At 67.4% G+C, this 17,689-nt stretch carries 19 protein-coding genes; 10 read left to right on the top strand and 9 right to left on the bottom strand.

Features of this window, described 5'->3' with window-relative positions; all coding sequences use genetic code 11:
* Positions 1-33: 33 nt before the first annotated feature.
* The 9 genes from tadA to M9952_09235 all read left to right on the top strand — a co-directional run bounded on the left by tadA (position 34) and on the right by M9952_09235 (position 7,810).
* A complete protein-coding gene (gene tadA / locus M9952_09195; GenBank protein ID MCO5313090.1) occupies positions 34-1,326 on the top strand; it encodes a Flp pilus assembly complex ATPase component TadA in 1,293 nt (430 codons plus the stop codon).
* Complete coding sequence (locus tag M9952_09200) at positions 1,323-2,204, top strand: hypothetical protein (GenBank protein MCO5313091.1); 882 nt, start codon at positions 1,323-1,325, stop codon at positions 2,202-2,204. The genes tadA and M9952_09200 overlap by 4 nt, the downstream gene beginning before the upstream one ends.
* Positions 2,204-3,112 carry a type II secretion system F family protein gene (locus tag M9952_09205; GenBank protein ID MCO5313092.1) on the top strand — a complete coding sequence of 303 codons (909 nt, stop codon included), beginning with the start codon at positions 2,204-2,206 and terminating at the stop codon, positions 3,110-3,112. The genes M9952_09200 and M9952_09205 overlap by 1 nt, the downstream gene beginning before the upstream one ends.
* 48 nt (positions 3,113-3,160) lie before the next feature.
* On the top strand, positions 3,161-3,349 hold the full coding sequence (locus tag M9952_09210; GenBank protein ID MCO5313093.1) for a DUF1461 domain-containing protein: 189 nt from the start codon (positions 3,161-3,163) through the stop codon (positions 3,347-3,349).
* A 32-nt stretch (positions 3,350-3,381) separates the two neighbouring features.
* Positions 3,382-3,756, top strand: coding sequence for a hypothetical protein (locus M9952_09215; GenBank protein MCO5313094.1), 375 nt, complete (start codon positions 3,382-3,384; stop codon positions 3,754-3,756).
* Positions 3,753-4,274, top strand: coding sequence for a hypothetical protein (locus M9952_09220; GenBank protein MCO5313095.1), 522 nt, complete (start codon positions 3,753-3,755; stop codon positions 4,272-4,274). Before M9952_09215 ends, M9952_09220 begins: the two co-directional genes overlap by 4 nt.
* Positions 4,271-4,717, top strand: coding sequence for a hypothetical protein (locus M9952_09225; protein ID MCO5313096.1), 447 nt, complete (start codon positions 4,271-4,273; stop codon positions 4,715-4,717). Before M9952_09220 ends, M9952_09225 begins: the two co-directional genes overlap by 4 nt.
* Complete coding sequence (locus M9952_09230) at positions 4,714-6,435, top strand: LysM peptidoglycan-binding domain-containing protein (GenBank protein ID MCO5313097.1); 1,722 nt, start codon at positions 4,714-4,716, stop codon at positions 6,433-6,435. The genes M9952_09225 and M9952_09230 overlap by 4 nt, the downstream gene beginning before the upstream one ends.
* A gap of 85 nt (positions 6,436-6,520) precedes the next feature.
* Positions 6,521-7,810: an acyltransferase gene (locus M9952_09235; protein ID MCO5313098.1), complete on the top strand. Its 1,290-nt coding sequence runs from the start codon at positions 6,521-6,523 to the stop codon at positions 7,808-7,810.
* Here M9952_09235 and M9952_09240 read toward each other — a convergent pair.
* From M9952_09240 to lepA, 5 genes are all read right to left on the bottom strand, one after another.
* Positions 7,724-8,281, bottom strand: a complete 558-nt coding sequence (locus M9952_09240) for a transcriptional regulator (protein ID MCO5313099.1) — start codon at positions 8,279-8,281, stop codon at positions 7,724-7,726. The genes M9952_09235 and M9952_09240 overlap by 87 nt on opposite strands.
* 138 nt (positions 8,282-8,419) lie before the next feature.
* Positions 8,420-9,184 (bottom strand): 16S rRNA (uracil(1498)-N(3))-methyltransferase, encoded by a 765-nt coding sequence (locus M9952_09245; GenBank protein ID MCO5313100.1) that lies wholly within the window; start codon positions 9,182-9,184, stop codon positions 8,420-8,422.
* 6 nt (positions 9,185-9,190) lie between these two features.
* On the bottom strand, positions 9,191-10,312 hold the full coding sequence (dnaJ, locus tag M9952_09250) for a molecular chaperone DnaJ (protein ID MCO5313101.1): 1,122 nt from the start codon (positions 10,310-10,312) through the stop codon (positions 9,191-9,193).
* 10 nt (positions 10,313-10,322) lie between these two features.
* Entirely contained in the window at positions 10,323-11,324 is a 1,002-nt protein-coding gene (hrcA, locus tag M9952_09255) for a heat-inducible transcriptional repressor HrcA (GenBank protein ID MCO5313102.1), read from the bottom strand.
* A gap of 37 nt (positions 11,325-11,361) precedes the next feature.
* Entirely contained in the window at positions 11,362-13,149 is a 1,788-nt protein-coding gene (gene lepA, locus M9952_09260; GenBank protein ID MCO5313103.1) for a translation elongation factor 4, read from the bottom strand.
* A gap of 181 nt (positions 13,150-13,330) precedes the next feature.
* Between lepA and rpsT the strand changes: the two genes are divergently transcribed.
* Positions 13,331-13,603 carry a 30S ribosomal protein S20 gene (gene rpsT, locus M9952_09265; protein ID MCO5313104.1) on the top strand — a complete coding sequence of 91 codons (273 nt, stop codon included), beginning with the start codon at positions 13,331-13,333 and terminating at the stop codon, positions 13,601-13,603.
* A gap of 93 nt (positions 13,604-13,696) precedes the next feature.
* Here the strand turns inward: rpsT and holA are convergent, their stop codons facing one another.
* From holA to M9952_09285, 4 genes are read right to left on the bottom strand one after another with little or no spacing between them, the layout of a single operon-like run.
* Positions 13,697-14,716: a DNA polymerase III subunit delta gene (gene holA, locus M9952_09270; protein ID MCO5313105.1), complete on the bottom strand. Its 1,020-nt coding sequence runs from the start codon at positions 14,714-14,716 to the stop codon at positions 13,697-13,699.
* A complete protein-coding gene (locus M9952_09275) occupies positions 14,713-14,928 on the bottom strand; it encodes a hypothetical protein (GenBank protein ID MCO5313106.1) in 216 nt (71 codons plus the stop codon). Before M9952_09275 ends, holA begins: the two co-directional genes overlap by 4 nt.
* A gap of 10 nt (positions 14,929-14,938) precedes the next feature.
* Positions 14,939-16,747, bottom strand: a complete 1,809-nt coding sequence (locus M9952_09280) for a ComEC/Rec2 family competence protein (protein MCO5313107.1) — start codon at positions 16,745-16,747, stop codon at positions 14,939-14,941.
* Positions 16,744-17,559, bottom strand: coding sequence for a helix-hairpin-helix domain-containing protein (locus tag M9952_09285; protein MCO5313108.1), 816 nt, complete (start codon positions 17,557-17,559; stop codon positions 16,744-16,746). Before M9952_09285 ends, M9952_09280 begins: the two co-directional genes overlap by 4 nt.
* Positions 17,560-17,689: the final 130 nt, after the last annotated feature.

A 17,689-nucleotide genomic window follows, 5' to 3' on the forward strand; every position in this document is an offset into this window, starting at 1 on the left:
CCCAAAGAGGCTCGCTTCGTTCACATTGCCCCCATGACCTCGTCGCGAACGACGCTCACCTCACCGGTGCTCCTCATCGAACGGTCCGTGCAGGACCGCGCCAAGACCGTCGCCCTCGAACTCGACGGCCCCGACGGCGACCGCGCGCTGCGGGCCCTCATCGACGACGAGGTCGCTCGCTGGCAAGACGACCACAAGCGCGGCCTGCGTCCCTTCGCCCTCACCGACCCCGCCACCATCGCCGAACGCGCCTACCGCAACATCGCCGCCTACGGGCCGCTCACCACGCTCCTCGATGACGACGACGTCTGGGAGATCATGATCAACTCGCCGTCGGAGATCTTCGTCAAGCGCCACACCGGCACGAGCGGGTACCACGACGAGTCCTTCGAGGACGACGACCACGTCGTACGCACCCTCACCAAGATCCTCGACGACGCCTCCACCAGCCACCGCAAGCTCGACCCCACCGAAGGCCTCCAGGACGCTCAACTCGACACCGGCGCACGGCTCCACATCGTGCATGGCGACCTCGCCCGAGGCGGCCACCTCGTGGTCAACATCCGCAAGTTCACCGGCGTCGCGTTCCGCAGCCTCGATGAACTCGTCGACCGCGACATGCTCACCCCCGAGGTCGCACGCTTCCTGCGGGCGTGCGTTCACGCCAAGGCGTCGATCGTGTTCGCCGGCGCACCCGGGTCGGGCAAGACGACCATGTTGTCGTGCTGTGCAGCCGAACTCGACCCCACGCTGCGCGTGGTCATGGCCGAGGAGGTCTTCGAAACCGACGTTCCCGTCGCGAACCTGGCCTCACTGCAGACCCGCGCCGCACGGGCAGACCGCCCCGAGATCGACCTGCGGAAGCTCGTCGCTGGGTTCCTGCGCATGGCCCCCGACATCGCCATCGTCGGCGAAGTTCGAGACAAAGAAGCGCTCCCGCTTCTGCTCACACTGTCGAGCGGGGTGAAGGGATACACCACGATTCACGCCGGATCGGCCAGACAGGCGCTGACCAGGCTCCGCTTCATCTGCCAACTCGCCGATTCCGCCTCACAACTTCCGATCTCGGCGCTCAACACGCTGGTCTCCGAAGCGATTGACGTGGTCGTTCACTGCGAGCGCGGCCCGCAGGGTCCACGGGTCACCGGCGTCGTCGCCGTCGAGGACCTCGTCGCCGGGGTCGAGTCCGCACAGTTCACCACCACCGAGATCTACACCCGGCGGACGCTGAAGGACCGTCTCGAGCCGACCGGGGCGATTCCGTCGCGACTCGCTGAGCTCTTCGAGCGGGCCGGGCTCTGCATCACCGAGGAGTTGGGGTCGTGATCTGGGCACTGGCGGCGACTGCCGGCTACGGCGCCTATCTCCTCTACACCGCCTACGCGTTTCGCTGGAGCGGCCTGCGTCTTACCCCCTCGAGCGGGCGACTCGGCCCGACCCTGACCGAGCGACTTCGGCAGTGGATGCGACAGGCGGGCATCGAAGACGTCGAACCGCGCGAGTTCGTCGCGGTGACCGTCGCACTCGCTGCAGTCGGAGCCGTGAGCGGGTTCCTGTTGTTCGGCGGGGTCCTGGCTCCCCTCGCTGTCGGAGCGTTCGTCGGCTCGTCCCCCGTCGCCTCCTACCGCGTGCGACGGGCGAATCGTCGTGCCACCGCCAACGATGCGTGGCCGCAGCTGATCGAGGAGATCCGCGTCTTGACCGGGGCCGCGGGGCGATCGATCCCACAGGCGCTCCTCGAGGTCGGACGTCGCGGCCCCGAGGAACTGCGCTCCGCCTTCGATGCCGCCCACCGCGAATGGGTCATCACCACCGATTTCGAACGCACCGTCGCGGTATTGAAGGAACGTCTCGCCGACCCCACCGCCGATGCAACCTGTGAGACCCTGCTCGTCGCTCACCAGATCGGCGGCGGCGACCTCGACCGACGGCTCGCGGAACTCGCAGAGGACCGTCGGGTCGACAACCTCGGCCGCAAGGACGCCCGAGCCAAGCAGGCCGGTGTCCGCTTCGCCAGGCGCTTCGTCATCGCGGTACCGATCGGGATGGCGGTCGCCGGGATGTCGCTCGGTGACGGACGTGCCTCGTATCAGTCCGCTTCGGGACAGATCATGGTCGCCCTCGGACTCTCGCTGGTGGCGCTGTGCTGGGTGTGGTCCGGCGCGATGCTCAAATTGCCCGACACCGACCGGGTCTTCGACTGATGCCGGCCTGGTACCCACTCCTGGCATTGCCGTTCGCGGTCGGGCTTTCGTTGATGCTCAGCGAGATGCGTTGGTTCCGCACGCCGCCAATTGTCGAGCGGCTGCGTCCCTACGCTCCGCCGGGAACCGGTGAACAGCATCGACGAGGATGGCTCAACGCGGCATCGCTTCGCGACGTCATCGGCCCGCTCGTCACCACGTTCGGAAACCGGGTCTCGACCCTGCTCGGGGTCAACGACGACCTGTCGGTTCGTCTGCAACGCGCCGAAGTCCACCTCGAGGTCACCGAGTTCCGGCTCAAGCAGGCCACCTACGCGCTGGCGTCGATGGTGGCCGCCGCCGGTATCGGTGCGATGGCATCGATGGGTCCGTCCTTCGCGATCGCCGCGACGGTGTGTGCGCCGGTCCTGACCTTTCTCATCCTGGAACAGCGGGTCACCACCGCGTCGCAGCGCTGGCAGGAGGCGATCACCCTCGAGCTTCCGGTCGTCATCGAACAACTCGGCATGTTGTTGTCGGCGGGCTACTCGATCGGGGCGGCCATCAATCGCCTCGGGCGTCGCGGCCGTGGCCGCAGCGCCGCCGAACTCGCCAAGGTCAGCGCCCGTATCCGCCAGGGCATCCCCGAGATCGACGCACTTCGCGAGTGGGCCGCCTACACCGATCTCGCCGCCGTCGAGCGCCTCGTCGGCGTCCTGGCGCTCAATTGGGAGGCAAGCGATCTCGGCGCGCTGATCTCCGCCGAGGCGCGGTCGGTTCGCCGCGAGGTTCAACGTCAACAGGTCGAACTCATCGAGCGGCGGTCCCAGCAGGTCTGGGTGCCCGTCACCGTGGCGACCCTCGTTCCCGGAGTGATCTTCATGGCCGTCCCGTTCATCGACGCCATGGGAAAGCTGACCGGGCGATGACCGCAACAACAACCGGTGCCACGCACCACTCCTGGAGGGAGAACCACCATGACCAACGAACAACCCACCCCGACCAAGCGTCACCGTCGAAGCGAACGGGGCGAGGGTGTTATCTCCACCGCTATAGCTGTCTTGATCGTTGCCTTCCTCGGTGTCGGAATGTGGGCCGGGTTCAACCGGATTTTCACCGACGCCGTCGACACGACGGAACAGCAGGTGCGCTCGCTCGGCGACTGAACACGACCGGCGACGATCGCGGGTCGGGGACGTTGAGTACGTGTTTCGGGGTCGGCGTGTTCCTCGTGTTGTTGACCTTCGCGAGCCATGTGTTGTTGAACCTGTGGACCCTCAGCACCCTCGACGCGGTCGCCCACGACGCGGCGACCGACGTGGCCACCTCCGGCACCGATGCCGAACACCTGGCCGCGGTCGAGACCGAGGCGATTCGACGGGCGCGCGAGGCACTCGGTTCGTGGGGCGAACACGCCGAGATCCGTGTCGCGGCATCTTCGATCGACGATCCCGTCGTCGTCACCGTGTCGGGCCCGTCGCTCAGCCTGTTGCCCGAACCGGTCGCGGCGGCGTTGGGGCTCCATCACCTCGAGCGCACCGCCACCGTGCAACGCGAACTGGTGGAGCGATGACACGAGCACCCCAACGAGCACCCCAACGAACCCGGCGAACACCGCAGACCTCGCTACTCCGGCGAATCCTGCCGCGAAGCGACGAGCGCGGCTATGCGGGCGGGGTCGAAACCGTCCCGTTCGGCATTCTGGTGTTCGTCGCCGGAACCATGCTGATGGTCAACCTCTGGGCGGTCGTCGATGCCCACGTCACACTCGACGCCGCGGCTCGCGACTATCTGCGTGCCTACACCGGCGCAGTCGACCGCGACGGGGCGCTCGATGCCGGCACCGAAGCACTCCGACGATCGATCGGCGAGCGGTGGACCGACATCGAAGTCTCCGCACCGCCGGAACCCTTCGGCCCCTGCCGACCGGCGACCGTTCGGATCGAGGTCACCATCGACTCGGTTCGGCTGCCGTTTGTCGGAACGATCGGCTCCCACACCATCTCCAGCACCCAATCGGAGTTGGTCCAGCCCTATCGGGGTGCGGTCGACGAGCACCCCGGACTGCCCCCGACGGTGTGTGACCAATGAGCGATCGAAACCCCGCAGCCCACCACTCCGAACGCGGCACCACCCTGTTGCTGTTTCCGGTCGCGGTGCTCGTGGTGATGGTCCTCGGCGCCATCGCCGTCGACATGTCGGCGATGCACTTCGCACGCCGCGCTGCCCTTCGCGCTGCCGGCACCGCCGCCGACGACGCAGCCGCGATGATCGACGTCGAGCGATTCACCACCGACGGAACCCTCGTGCTCGACGAGGCCCGGGCGGCCTCGGTCGCCGCTGCGTCACTTCAGCTCGCACACCTTCCTGGCGAAGTGATCGGTCAACCGACCATCTCGGTCGACGGCATCGCTCGCAGCGTCACGGTCACCATCACCGTTCAACTCGACCGGCTCTTGTCCCCCGCCGTTGGCGGCTCAAGTGGGGACCTCATCACCGTTTCGGCCATCGGACACCTGGATCGTCAACCATGACCATCGATCATTCATCACACGACCTCGACCTGCACCCCACCACGACCCCGCCCCGCCTGGTCTCGCTGGAGGTCAGCGACGAGGCAGACGCGGCAAACGGCGCTGTCCTGGGACTCGCGGACGAGGATTCGCAGTTTCCCGATCGTGCGATGCGCCGAATGTCGCGGCGCCTGCGACTCAGCGAGGTTCACGACCTCGAACCCTGCACCGCCATCACCTACGAACGTCGCGACGGAGTCCTGCTCGTCCGCAAGAGCGCCTCGGAGCCGGACGCACAACGGCGCCTCGAACACGAACTCGACGTCCTCTCGCAACTGCAGATTCCCGCGGTCGTTTCGCTCGCCGACCCCACCCAGGTCCAGCAACTCGATGATTCCTCCAACCCTGCCGCGCTGGTCACCGCGTTCGCCGGACGCACGACGCTGGCGCAGCTCGTGCCCGATCGAGCAGCGACCGTGTCGAAAGTCGGCGCCGCACTCCTCATCTCGTTGACGGAACTGCATCGCCACGGCTGGTCGCATGGCTCGGTGAGCGCCGATCACGCCATCATGGGTGCCGGCACCGTCGTGTTGTGTTCGCTGGGCAACGCCCGACGCAGCGACGGTCGGCTCGGAGCGATCGATGACGACGCCCGCAATGCGGCAGCGGTTCTGGAGTCGCTCGCGGGGTCGCTTCCCCCCGCTGCGGATCGAGCGGAGCGAGCAGCACGGCGCGCCCTTCGTTCGACGATCCAACGGATTCAACGCGACGGCTCCGCCGCGCTGCTCGACGCATCGCAACGGCTGACCGATGCCGCTCAACAGAGCGCCTTGTCTCACACTTCGAGTGGTCGAACATCCGGCCAAACTCCGACGACCGCCAACTCGACGGCCGGCCGCCGCCTCTCCACGCCCGCGGCGGCCGTTCCATCGCGAATCAGGGCACTCACGCTCAGCGTCGGCACCCTCGCCGGGTTCGTCGCCGTGATCCTCGGACTGCGATGGCTGGGCGGCCCGCTTCAGTGGCCCGCGGCCGACCCGCTCACCGGGGCGATCGACCCGATCACGCTGGTGCTCACCGCTGGCCGCGTCGCCGGAGTCCTCGCCGCGATCTACGGCATCGTGCTGAGCGCTGCGACGGCGATCGCGGTGCTCACCGGTCGCGCCGAGGTCGCCGCGGCCGCGGCACGGCTCGCCTCACCAAGGGTGCGCACGGCCATGCTGGTGCTGGTCGGGGTTGGGACGGTCGCGAGTGCCATCAGCGGTCCGATCGCCACACCACCCACGTCGTCGGTGGCGTCGAGCGCGCCCGCTCGGGTTGCGCCGGTGGCCGCCGCCGAACCGACCACCGCCGCTCCTACCACCGCGACCCCAACGACCGCGACCCCAACGACTGCCGCGCCCACCACCGCCGCACCCACCTCTCAGGTCGATTCCACGCCGGCACAAGCGGCTCCGGACGCCGACGCCGACAACTCCGCCGCCGCCAACGCCGCCGACGTCATCGACGACGACGGCCGCTGGACCGTGGCCCGCGGCGATCACCTCTGGGGAATCAGTGCTCAGATCGTGACCGATCACCTCGGCGGCCCGGCAACCGACGCCGACATCGGCCGCTACTGGAGCCACCTCGTCGACGCCAACCGTTCCAACCTCGTCGACCCCGACAACCCCGACCTCCTCCACGTCGGCCAAGTCCTCCGCGTCCCTTCAGCCGCCGACGTGTTCCAGACACCCTGAAGGCGATTGAGTATCGACGGGTTCACGCCACCCGCTACCCTCAACGAGACCACCACGGGGGACGTGCCGGAGCGACAGGAACCAGATGGCGATACAGACGGTTGTTTCCGGGCGCATACGCAACCCGGCGCTCACCGGCGTTCGAGGCATGGCCGCATTCGTCATTTTCTTGCACCATGCGTTCGGATACGTGCTTGAGCCACGTTCAAGCCTCGACACCGCGATCGCCGGGCTCGCCGCCCCCGGGTTCGCAGCACTCGACTGGTTCTTCGTGCTGTCGGGGCTCTTCATTGGCCAGATCCTCCTCACCGACGGCACCTCCCCCGAGGCACTGAAGCACTACATGTCTCGCCGAGTGCTCCGAATCGTTCCGCTGTACTGGCTGGTACTCGCCGTCGTCGTCATCGTGTTCCCGCTCGCGGTGCGTGCGTTCGGAGTCGACGGCGAGTGGAAGGAGCTCGCGGACGGGTACCGAACGTTGTGGGCCCCCTACGCCACCTTTGCAAACAACATCGTGTTGGACGCCGGCTCCACCGCCGCGGAGTTCTCACTGTCGCATTTCTGGACGGTCTCGCTGGAACTGCAGTTCTACCTCCTCGCCCCGATCGTCGTGATTCTCGCTCGCCGGCGAGTTGTTCACGTCGCCTTCGGGTTGGCGCTTGCGATCATGGCATTTCGCCTGGGGGCCGCGGTGCTCGGCACTCCCCACGACGCGATGTATCGCCAACCGTGGTTCCATTCCGACTCCCTGTTCCTGGGGATGTGCATGGGCGCGTGCCAGATCTCCGGCACGAGCGTGCCGTGGAGCCGAATCCCACGAAAGCTGCTCATCGCAACGGTCCCGCTCAACCTCGTCATCGCAATGGCACTCGCCTCGTACCGGCCGGACTCCGGCTACGCAACGCCGTTCAGCCTGACCGCAACGAGTGTGGCCGGGGTCCTGGTCATCGAGAACGTGCTTCGTCCCGAACCAACTCGGCTGCACCGTGCGTTGAAACGTCCATTCTGGATGTGGTCGGGCGACCGCAGCTACCCGTTCTACCTCCTGCACGTACCGGTGTTGGTCGCCGTCAACCTCGCGCTCGGCGAGGTCCTCGTGATCGGCGCCGGCGATACCTCGGTGAGGCTGCCACACACGGTGCTCGTCGCAGCGGTCACGTTCGCGGTGACGATGGGGTTGTCACACGTCCTCCACGTCGCGTTGGAACGTCCACTGCTGAGATGGGCATCGTCGCGGTTCCGGATTCAGAAACGATCGACCACCAGCGCCAGCTCCCCGCTGGGCCGCTCACCCCTCGAAGGTCAGGCCGAGGGCATCGAGCCGCTGTGCGGCCTGATCCTGTCCGACCCCGAGAATCGCGGCGATCGCCCGTAGATCGTCACGGCGAATCGTCAAGACCCTGCCGTTGAAGTCGTCGCGCTGCACCTGGATCATGCTCACATATCGCCGCAGCGTCTCCCCCTCGGCCGAGTCGATCCCCTCGAGACGGCGCAGGTCGAGCTGTGTCGAACGAGATTCCTGACCGCTTCGAGTGGCCTCGTCACGAGACTCGTCCTCGGCGCTGTAGCCGGTCGAGTCCTCGCGGGGAAGCAGCTGATCGACCGGTACCCCGTAGTAGCGGGCGAGTCGAAACAGGCGCGGCACCGAGATCGCACGCTCGCCGCGTTCGTACGCACCGAGCACCGATGCCTTGAACTCCGCACCGGTCGACGCCTCGACCTCCTGCAGCGAGAGGCGCTTCTGCTTGCGGATCGCACGCAAGCGCGCTCCGACCTCGCGGCCGAACTCCAAACGGACCTCGTCGTCCTCGTCGTCCTCGTAGCCCACGTTCTGCCCCGTTCCCACGAGGCGCTGGACCTCGCATCACCTTTGCGACATCGACGTCACCCTGGATCGCCGGCGATCACCGTCAAGACGTTCGAAACCCGGAAACTTAGGGCATCGCGCACGCTGCGACAACACGCAGCGTGGCCAAACCCTCGCTCAGAGCGCCGAGGAGCGCAGCGCCGCCAACAGGGCGCCGGCGGTGATCGCCGCCGTCTCGGCCCGCAGGATGTGGTCGCCGAGTCCCATGACCGTCGCCCCCAACGAACGTTCACGCTCCGACCACCCGCCCTCCGGGCCGACCGCCACCACCACCGGCGTCGATCCGGCCGCCTGCTGCCAGGCCGCGGAGGCGACGACGCCGCCGGAGTCGCAGCGAATCGTGCCCGGGTAGTCGCGCAACAGGTCGTCGAAGCTTCGCACCGCCGCGATCTCGGGAAGGTGGGTGCGACGACACTGCATCGCGGCCTCTCGGGCGATGCGCTCGAATCGCCGGATCTGCTTCGCCGCCCGCTCCCCCTTCCATTTGACGACCCCGTGGTCGCAGTCGAGCGGGAGGATCAGATCCACCCCCAACTCGGTGAGCTTCTGCACGATCAGTTCGGGACGGTCCCCTTTGATCAGGGCGAATGCCACGGCGATCGCCGGTGACCGACGCGGCGATCGATACACCACCCCGGCGCCCGTTGGCTCGGGACCGAATGTGGCGCGCCGCCAACGTCCGGCACCGTCGCACACCACGATCGGGGACCCGTCGGGCACCCGCAACACGCGCGAGACGTGGTGGTAATCATCCGGGTCGCACACGGGATGGTCGATGGACTCGACGAACAGCATCGGCCCGTCGCGATGGGTCGGAGACGCCGCAGAGGTGCCGGCCGATGCGGTCGTGCCCTGCTGGGAACCAGGACCCTGAGCGTCCATCTCCCGCTACTTGAACGCGCTCTTGATGCGCGAGAACAACCCGCCTTCGGGCCGCCTGACCTCTTCGCCGCGAAGCTCGGCCAACTGCTCGAGCAACGACACCTCGGCGTCGGAGAGTTCGGTCGGGGTGTCGACCTGCACGGTCACCAACAGGTCGCCGCGGCCGCGCTCGCCGAGACGGGGAACGCCGCGACCCCTCAGCCGAAAGACCTTGCCGCTCTGGGTTCCGGGCGGAACGACCAGGCTCTCCACCCCATCGAGGGTCTCGTAGTCCAGGTGATGCCCGAGCGCCGCCTGGGTCATGGTCACGTGCAGGTCCTCCAGCAGGCTGGAGCCTTCGCGCTGGAACCGTTCGTGGGGGGTGACCCGGACCCGTACGTACAGGTCTCCCGCGGGTCCACCGCGGGGTCCCACCGCTCCGCGGCCGTTGAGTCGAAGTGTCGTCCCGTTGTCGACACCCTCCGGGATGTCGACGGTGTAGGTCTCATCTGACACCGTGCGTCCGTCCCCACCGCAGGTGCCACACGGGTTGTCGATCGTCTCGCCCATCCCACCGCAGCGCGTACAGACGTTTTCCGAGATGATCTGACCGAGGATCGTGTTGCGCACGCCACGCACCACCCCGGTTCCGGAGCAGTCGGGACACGTCGTCGGCGAGGAGCCCTCCGCGGCACCCGAACCATCGCAGTCGCCACAACGTACCGCCGTGCGAACCGTCAGCTCGTGAGCGCCGCCGAACACGGCGTCGACGAAGTCGAGGGTCATCACCGCCTCGACTTCGGGTCCGCGCGGCGGCCCCGACGGCCCTCGGGAACGTCCGCCGCCAAACGGTGAGCCTCCGCCGAAGAACGCGTCGAAGATGTCCCCGACGCCTCCGAACGGATCGCCGCCAGGACCGCCCATTCCACCCATCGCGCTGTCGCCGAACCGGTCGTAGTGGGCGCGTTTGTCGGGATCGCTCAGCACCTCGTATGCGAGCGCGATCTCCTTGAAGCGGGCTTCGGCCGCAACGTCGCCCTGGTTCGCGTCGGGGTGATGCTCCCGAGCGAGGCGTCGATAGGCCTTCTTGATCTCCTCGGCCGTGGCCGTGCGCGCCACGCCAAGGGTCTCGTAATGATCTGCACTCACGGGTGTCTCGTTACTCCCCTTCGGTCAGCAGGTGACCGAGTCGGTTGCTGACGACCGCCACGGCGGCCAGCGTCTCCTGGTAGTTCATGCGCGTCGGGCCGAGCACGCCGATGGCCCCGGCGTTCTCGCCGCCGACCTGGAACGGGGCCACCACCAGCGAGCACTCCGCCAACGGAGCGACCCCGGTTTCGGAGCCGATCGCCACCGTCAGACCGCGATCCAGCACGTCGCGGATCAAGGTCACGACCGACATTTGCTGATCGAGCAGCGACAGCACTTCTCGCAGCGTGTCGGACGCGTCGAAGGCTGCGGCGATGTTCGACGCTCCGTCGATGTGCAGGGTTCGGCCCGACTCGGTGGCCGCCAGGCGAATCGCCTCGCTGGCCTCGGCCGCCAGTGCGGCGAGCGACTCGGGGACGGCGAGATCCAGAGTCGACACGTCGGTGACGGGCCGGTCGAGCAATGCCCGGCCGAGCAGACGGCCCACCTCGTCCAAGTCGTCGGCGGTCACCGGAGTCGATCGCTCGACGAGGTGTTTGAGCACCGTGCCGGCGGACAACACCACCAGGGTCAGATACGACCGCTCGCTGAGGGCGACGAGTTGCACCGAGCGCACCTTGCGGGTCTCGGCGACCTCGCCGATCACCATCGCCGTGGTCGAGGTCAGCCGACTCAGCAGTCGTGAGGTCGACTGCAACATGGCCTCGAGCTCGCCGTGCACGTGGGCGAAGAACCCGCTGACGGTTCGGGTTTGTTCGGGTCCGAGTCGGGCGGGACCCATCTCGTCGACGAAAAACCGGTAGCCCTTCTCGGTGGGAATGCGCCCGGCGCTGGTGTGTGGCTGAACCAGGTAGCCCTCGCGTTCGAGCACCGTCATCTCGCTGCGCACGGTGGCGGCAGACACTCCGATGGCCGCCGCCTCGACCACATGGCCCGAGCCCACCGGCTGGGCGGTCTCGATGTAGGTCTGGACGACGGCTCGGAGGATGGCGGACTTGCGATCGTCGAGCATGATTGGCACTCAGTCTACGCGAGTGCCAATGAGATGCTCAGTCATCGAGTCTCAACGCGGTGATGAACGCATCGGAGGGCAACTCGACCCGCCCGATGTTCTTCATCCGCTTCTTGCCTTCCTTCTGCTTGGCCAACACCTTCTTCTTGCGGCTGATGTCGCCGCCGTACAGCTTGGCGGTCACGTCCTTGCGGTAGGCCTTGACCGTCTGACGCGAGATGAACCGTCCGCCGATCGCGGCCTGGATCGGTACGTCGAATTGCTGGCGGGGAATGATCTCCTTCAGCTTCTCGCACATCTTCTTGCCGTAGTCGTACGCCTTGTCCTTGTGCACGATCTGACAGAACGCGTCGACCTGTTCGCCGTTCAACAAGATGTCGACACGAACGAGTTGTCCGGCCTGATACCCCGCAGGTTCGTAGTCGAGCGAGGCGTAGCCCTGGGTGCGGCTCTTGAGCTGATCGAAAAAGTCGATGACCACCTCCGCGAGCGGGATCGAGTACTGCAACTCGACTCGTTCAGGGCTGATGTACTCCATCTTCTTCATCACCCCACGGCGCTTCTGGCACAGGTCCATCAACGTGCCGACATAGTCGGTGGGTGTGAGGATGGAACACGCGAAGATCGGCTCGGCGATCTCGCGGAACTCGCCCGGGCTGGGCAGATCCGACGGGTTGTCGACCACGACCTCGTCGCCGGTGTTCATGACGATCCGGTATTCGACCGACGGTGCGGTGGCGATCAGGTTGAGGCCGAACTCGCGCTCGAGGCGCTCTCGCACGATCTCCATGTGCAACAGCCCGAGGTAGCCGACCCGGAACCCGAAACCGAGCGCACCCGACACCTCGGGCTCATAGGAGAACGAGCTGTCGTTGAGACGCAGCTTCTCAAGCGCGTCGCGCAGGTCGTCGAACGCGTCACCGTCGACCGGATAAAGCCCGCAGAACACCATCGGTTTGGGCTCCATGTATCCCGGCAGCGGCTCGAGCGCCGGGCGCGAGAACTCGGTGATCGTCTCACCCGAACGCGCCTCGCCGACGTCCTTGATGCCGGCGATGAGATAGCCGACCTCGCCCGGCCCGAGCGCCGGCACCGGCGTGTTTTCGGGTCTTCGGCCTCCGACCTCGATCGCTTCGTGGGTCGAACCGGACTGCATGAATTTCAGCCGCGTCCCGGTGCGGAGAAACCCGTTCACGACCCGCACCGAGCTGACCACGCCCCGGTAGGTGTCGAAGTGACTGTCGAAGATCAGCGCCTGCAGCGGCTCGTCGGGATTGCCGACCGGCGCCGGAATCCGTTCGATCACCGCGTCGAGCAGCTCCGCCACCCCCTCCCCCGTCTTCGCGGAGATGCGCAGAATCTCGTCCGCCGGGATGCCGAGGGTCTGTTCGAGCTCGCTTGCGTACCGGTCGGGATCGGCAGCGGGAAGGTCGATCTTGTTGAGGCAGGCCACGATCTCGAGATCGTTCTCGAGCGCCAGGTAACAGTTGGCGAGGGTCTGCGCCTCGATGCCCTGCGACGCGTCGACCACCAGGATCACGCCCTCGCACGCCGCAAGCGATCGCGACACCTCATAGCCGAAATCGACGTGGCCGGGGGTGTCGATCAGGTGGATGACGTGGTCGTCGTAATCGAGCTTGACCGATTGCAGCTTGATGGTGATGCCACGCTCGCGTTCGAGGTCCATCGAGTCGAGGTACTGCGCACGCATGTCGCGTGGATCGACGGCACCGCAGATCTCCAGAATCCGGTCGGCGAGGGTGGATTTCCCATGATCGATGTGGGCGATGATCGAGAGGTTGCGGATTCGGGAGAGGTCGGTCACAGCGGTACTTTCACGAACCGCCCTCCAGCGGGCGGTCCTTCGAAGCTACCAAGAACCTGCGGCCGGGCCGCACGCCAACGTGACGAGCCCTAGCGTTGGCCGATATGCTCTTTCAGTCCTGTGCAGCCGCTCTCGCGCGCACACCCGACGTTCGTTCATTCCCGAGACTGCAAGGTTCACCGTGGCCAACATCAAGAGCCAGATCAAGCGCAACAAGCAAAACGAGAAGGCCCGCCTGCGCAACAAGGCCGTCCGCTCCAATCTGAAGACCCGCGTCAAGAACGCCGAGGCCGCTGCCGCTGCCGGTGCGGAAGAGACCGAGGCAACGCTGCGCACCGCGATCTCCACGATCGATCGCGCCGCCACCAAGGGCGTCATTCACAAGAACGCTGCGGCCCGCAAGAAGTCCCGCCTGGTCAAGCGCATCGCCGTGCTTCAGGCCGCCGAGGGCTGATCTCCGACCAGCGACCCTCAACCAGCGTTTTGTAGGTACTTTCTGTTGCTGGAGCCGCAGGAAGTACCTACAAAACCGGTTGAGACGGGCGGGTTAACGGCGACCGCGCGCGGTACCCGAACCTCGAGACAGCTGCGCCAGGCGGGCGACCAGCACTTCCATCGTCGCCTCCGGGGTGAGTGCGCTACGGCCGCGTAGATCGACATCTGCGCTGGCGAGCAAGACGATAGCGCGGCTGACGCGTGCACTTCCCAGGCTGCGAGCCTGGTTCATTGCTTTCTTGGCCGGGAAGGTCGAGCCCTTCATCCCGAGCAGGTCGGCTGCATCTTTCTCACTTCGCACGGCCGCACCGTCGAGCTTGAGCATGCGCTGGAAATGCGCCTGAAGCGATGCCATGAGTTGTAGCGGGTGGCGCTGGCCTGCGTGCATCATGCGCCTCACCTTGTTCACCGCACCACCGACATCGCCCGAGTCGATGGCATCGGTGAGTTCCCACGGTGGAACCGATCCCGCTTCACCGACAAACGGCTCGACGTCGCGGGGTTCGAGTTTCGCCCCGTCGGGGAAGGTCGACTCGAGAAGCCGCAGGAGCGCTCCGAGCCGCGACACGTCCTCGCCGAGCCGTTCGATCACCACCTGCTTCGCGGCCGGGGTCAGGCTCACCGACGCCGCCGCCATCCGCTCGTCGAGCCAACTCTGGCGGCCCTTGGCGGTTTGCGCGACCCCCGTGTCGACGACGCGCCCCCCACACGCCTTGACCGCATCGCTCAGCTTCTTCGGAACCGAATGGGCGTGCGCCCCCGACGCCAACGGCTTGTCCCACACGACCAGCAGTTGCGAGGTCGGGTTGGGATCGGACGCATAGGCGACGAGCGGGCCGAGCGCCTCGACGTTGAACCGGCTGGCGTGGCGCATGACGATGACGCGATCGCCGAACATCGATACCGCCGTGGCGGCCATCACCGCATCGGCGACGTCATAGTCGTCACCGCTGAACAGGTCGACCACCTCGTCGGCGTCGCGATCGCCGACGAGTGCCTTGAGCGTCGCCTGCGCCGCCTCGCCGAGGAGCACCGCGTCGGAGCCCTTCAACACGATGATCGGTTCGCTCATCGGCCGACGGCTCCGGCATCATCGGCTCCAGCATCATCGGCCGAGCGCCGTGCGGCGACCAGGGCGTCGTAGGTCACCTCGACCCGGGCCAGCGACCGCTGACTCAATCGGTCGGCCGCGGCCACCGCTGCACCGCGATCGCCGTCGAGTCGGGCCACGACCACCTCGGCGACGGCCACCCCCAAGCGCTGTTCCTGTGATGGCACCGTCATCGATGCAACGTTAGCCGCCGGGATCGGGGGCGAATCCGAGCGTTCCGTCATCGCTCAACACCACGGTTCTGCCACCGATGACGAACCCGTCCGGAGGCAGCGCCAACGAATCACGGACCGTGTCCGGGTCCTGCGCGAACACCACGCCCACGGTCGTCACCTGCCGAAGCGCCCACACCGCCCCCGCAGAGACCTTGCCGCCGCCGACGACGATGACGGCCTCGAGGACCGGGCGGCGCATGCCGGCGAGGAGATCGAGCGCGGCGCCGTCGCGAACCGGCCCGTCGAACACCATGACGTTCGTGCGCCCCACACTCCACAAGGTCGCGGATCCGACCGCGGAGCGAATCTGCGGTTGCGGGGCACGGACCTCACCGACGACAAGGTCGACGATCACCACCGCGACGAGCCACCAGGCAACCAGACGCGCCGTCGACAGCCGCACATGGAGGGTTCGTAACCAGGGCCACACGCACAACGCGGACATGGCGAGTGTCCCGATCACCCCGAGCTTCGGCAGCCTCGACCAGGCGCCGATGGCCGCACTCGCCTCGAGCCCCCAGATCAACCCCCGCGACACGATGGCGGCGAGCGTATCGACGGGACGACCCAACAGACCGGCGATCGGCCCGCTGACCGATCCCCAGACCATCAGCGCACCACCCAACGGGACCGCCACCAGATTCACCAGCGGGCTCAGCAGACCGACCGGCCCGAAGGTCGACACGATCATCGGGGCGGTGCCGGCCTGCGCCGCCAACGAAACCCCGAGCGCCGAAGCGAACCAACGAGGACCCACCAGTACCTCGATGAGCGGCCGCGACAACGTGAGCAACGCGAGACTGGCCCCCACCGAGAGCCGAAACCCGAGCGACCAGACCAGCAGCGGGTCGGCCAGCACCAACGCGATCACGGCGACGCACAACACCCGAAGCCCGCTCGCGTAGCGCCCCTGCCAGCTCACCAACGCTCCGAGACCCACCATGACCGTTGCCCGCAGCACCGACGGTTCCGCACGGGTGAGCACCGCGAACCAGCCGATCAGCGCCAGCACCGACACGAACCGAGCGTGCCGCGCCAGGCGTTCGAGCAGCGGCATCGCCAGCGCCACCAACAGCACCACGTTCTGCCCCGACACCGCCATCAGGTGAGCCGTGCCGGCGGTCCGAAACCGATACTGCTGCACCGCCGTCTGCCCCCGGTCGTCACCGAAGACCACGCCGAGAAACAAGGCTCGCTCGTCGGCTGCCAACGGACGCTGCCCGGCGGCAACCAACGCCTGGAGCCCATTGGCCGAACGCCACAGCCACCACCCGGAATCGACCCGCTCCAACGTGCGAAGGTGGAGTTGACCGGCGAAGTGCCGGCTCTTGAGCCACCCGGTCGGCCCGTCGATCGCAGCAGCGGTGCCTCGGACGCGGACGCGTTGTCCCATCCGGGCATCGGCGATCGTGGGTGCCAGTTCGCCCGGGATGATCGCGCGATACCGGCGAGCGTCGAGGCGCATCTCCACGACGCTGGAACCGAACCGCTGCTGGGGGTCGGAGACCAACGTCGCGACCCCCGACACCTCATGGGAGGTGTCGATGATCGACACGCCGGCCTCCGCTCGGGCGGCCAGAAAGCTTGCGCTGATGGCGAACGCCGCAATCGCCACGGCGGCGACGAATCGCACCCCGGCGTCGCTTCGCGGCCGCGAAGCCGAGGCGACGCAGGCCCCCACGACGGCCATCATCACCACCGCGAACGGCACGGCAACGGCGTACCGTGCGCCGAGAACCACCGCCGCGGCCGCGACGAAGAGCTGACGCTCGCTCACGTCGCGACGAGGTCGAGCAGCGCCGAGAGCTTCGCCGGGCCGATTCCCCGGACGTCGTCGAGCGCATCGGGGGAGGAGAACGGGCCGTGCTTGTCGCGATGGGCCACGATCGCCTCCGCCGTGCTCGGTCCGACCCCCGGCAGTTGCTGGAGCTCCTCGACGGAGGCGGTGTTGATGTTGATGAGGCCACCGTCGCCCCCGGAGGCCGAGCCGGCGCCATTTCGGGCAGCGCCGCTCCCGTCGAGGGCCGAGGCGTTCGCCGGTGGAGTCTCACCGACCGCTGGCACTCGAACCCGCACCCCGTCCGCCAGGACTTCCGCCAGATTGATGGCGTCGAGGTCGGCGACGGCGGCCGGTCCGCCCGCGGCAGCGATGGCGTCACCGACCCGCGAACCGGGCGACAACGTGACGAGGCCCGGCTCGAGCACCGCACCGGCGACATGCACCACCCACTCGCCCGCCCCCGCAGCGCCTTGCCCAGCGATGCCAGCCTCCGCTCCAGCTGCGCCACCAGCACCCGCGCCACCAGCACCCTCACCAACCGCGACCGAGGACGCGTCCGACGGCGCCCGTTCGCCACCGACATCGGGCACGGAGGCTTGAGGCAATGTGGCGACCCCCACCGATTGCGGCGGACGCGCCACGATCGCCACGACGGTCGCAACCCCCACCACCACGGCGACCGCGACGGCGACAAGCCGAACCGACGCTGAGGGGGCGCGGTCGGCCGACGGCGTGGCCCAACGGGCGCGGACGCGTTCAGAAAATCGCTGAGGACGCAAAATATCGTCGAGCGAATCGGTCGGATCCATGGCTCGTCCTTTGGAACTCACACCAATATGCGGGGCCCCGGTGCTCGCCGACGGGTCGTCGCGTTGGCACTGGCCGAGCCGGCGCCGACACGCCGGTACCCCGCACCGTAGTACGCCGCAGCCCACCAGG

Source organism: Microthrixaceae bacterium, assembly GCA_023957975.1.
In the GTDB taxonomy this organism is placed as follows: Bacteria; Actinomycetota; Acidimicrobiia; order Acidimicrobiales; family Microtrichaceae; genus JAMLGM01.